Origin of the sequence: Bathymodiolus platifrons methanotrophic gill symbiont (genome assembly GCF_002189065.1) — a bacterium.
GTDB lineage: Bacteria > Pseudomonadota > Gammaproteobacteria > Methylococcales > Methylomonadaceae > Methyloprofundus.
Map to the genome: position 1 here is coordinate 1 of NZ_BDMN01000126.1, position 2,020 is coordinate 2,020.

General features: G+C 37.7%; 3 protein-coding genes. All 3 read right to left on the minus strand.

What is annotated here, in order from left to right; genetic code table 11:
* Positions 1 to 239: 239 nt before the first annotated feature.
* Positions 240 to 467 carry a hypothetical protein gene (locus CDZ78_RS07780; protein WP_140413929.1) on the minus strand — a complete coding sequence of 76 codons (228 nt, stop codon included), beginning with the start codon at positions 465 to 467 and terminating at the stop codon, positions 240 to 242.
* A gap of 253 nt (positions 468 to 720) precedes the next feature.
* On the minus strand, positions 721 to 1,401 hold the full coding sequence (locus tag CDZ78_RS07785) for a YggS family pyridoxal phosphate-dependent enzyme (protein WP_087869502.1): 681 nt from the start codon (positions 1,399 to 1,401) through the stop codon (positions 721 to 723).
* Between the two features lie 391 nt (positions 1,402 to 1,792).
* Positions 1,793 to 2,020, minus strand: a 228-nt coding sequence (locus CDZ78_RS07790) for an ISAzo13-like element transposase-related protein (protein ID WP_444979201.1), incomplete at its 5' end; no start/stop codon positions are given.

Below are 2,020 nucleotides of genomic sequence, written 5' to 3' on the forward strand. Positions count from 1 at the left end.
GATAGTTTTTGGGTCACACTCTAATAAAGCTGAAATATAGTTAACGCCACCATGAGATAATTTTTCACTTTCAATGGCGGCATACCGTCGCTTATTTTTTTCACAAAGTGAGTCATAAAATTTCTTCATCGACTTTTCGATATTTTTTTTATAAGGAAATGACATAAGACAACCACTGAGTAATAAATTAAGATAACCTTAATTTAGGGGAGATATTTCATTATTCAAGCTTGGCTGCTTCAGGATGTTATTTCGTGCACATTCCTTAGCTTAGCTACAAAAGGATTTCTTGTTGGCTCCAATCGAACATCTAAGCTGGCACCCGTCCATTCAAAATAAAAAGAATTACCTGCTTTTTTAATTTTTGCCATACCTGATGGTATTTCTATATCACGCAGCTCCAGCTCAGTAATCACCTCTTGTGACAACCACGACTGATTTCCTTGCATGGGTTGTCTTAACTGCAATTTATAAGTCTCTGTATCATAGCTCCCTTTTTCTCCCCATGTATAAAGAGCACCCGTAATAAAAAAACATCAGTGCAACCGGCAAAATAAAGGCGGCTAAAGCCATATGTGACTTTACTAAAAAAGCACGATTAAAAGTTATCATTTAAAACCCCATTCATTAACTTCTAATTTTAAAAGTTTAAACACTACATTAATTTAAAAATCATGCAATGTTTGCAGCATGAAACGCAGACATTAACGAATTAAAAAACTAGCCTGACCTACGACCAAACAAGGCAGTTCCAACCCGAACTATAGTGGAGCCTTCAGCAATTGCAGCCTTCAAGTCACCAGTCATACCAAAGGAGAAGGTATCCATTTCAGGCTTGTTTAATGCTTTTGCTGCTTGATATAGTTGATGGTATGGTTCGCATTGCAACTCATACTCAGTTGCTGGCTGTGGTATTGCCATTACACCGCGTAACTTAAGATTTGTTAATTTTAAAACCTGCTCAACTGCACCGGCTAATTCTTCAAGTTGAAATCCAGATTTACTTTGCTCATTACTGATATTGACTTGCAGGCAAATATTTAAGGGCGGCAAATTATCTGGCCGTTGCTCATTTAAGCGTTTAGCAATTTTCAAGCGGTCGACACTATGCACCCAGCTAAAGTGCGCCGCTATTTGCCGTGTTTTATTGGACTGTATAGGCCCAATAAAGTGCCAGCAAATCTGATAACAGCAAAGTTCTTTCTGCTTCAGCAAGGCTTCCTGCAAATAACTTTCGCCAAACTGTCTTTGTCCGGCACGATAGGCTTTGATAATATCTGCTGCAGGCTTGGTTTTACTGACAGCGAGTAATTGAGTTGAAAATGGAACCCGCTGCGCATCAATTTCTGCTTGACGAATACCCGCGTTAATCCTGTCTAATTTTATAGCGATTGATGTCATATACTGAAGTTTCCCAATTATTGAGTAGCTGAAATACACAATGCTGGTGTATCGAGGTTTATTTTAGGTGGTTTTGCCATGTTTATAGCAAACCCCTACTTAATTCCCCTTAGGCAATAGCATTTGAAACGAATGAAAAGACTATTTTTTTCATATAGTTGTAGCATAGTTTCAATTTTACCATAAATAATTATTGGGAAACTTCAGTTTCTTTAATTGCCAGGCCATAATAAATCCTGTTATAAACAGGACTACCAGACACGTAGCCAAAATAGCAGCATACACTTTAAAAGCCTTACCCCCTTTGGCTTTATGTAACTGCACAAACAGTCGGTGCCAACCAGTCTTTTTTATCTTTAGGAATAAGCACGAAACAACTTCCCGATATTAATTATTCTTGAGGAATTGCACGGTAATTCCATTTTGGTAAATGTGTATCAAATACAATCGGCATTATTTCTTTGAAGTCAGCGGCATATTTTCGTCCTGTCTCGTATATTTTGTCGAGTATGTGAACAATTGTTGTTAGTCCTTTTGACGTTGATGTTCTAGAAATCAATGTTTTAACTGTTTCAACCGAGTCAAATACAACACCTTCACAAGCACGAGTCACATGAGG

What these genes read in the sequence shown, in the direction of transcription:
- CDZ78_RS07785 (WP_087869502.1), bottom strand. Translation starts at nt 1,401, where the DNA reads ATGACATCAATCGCTATAAAATTAGACAGGATTAACGCGGGTATTCGT.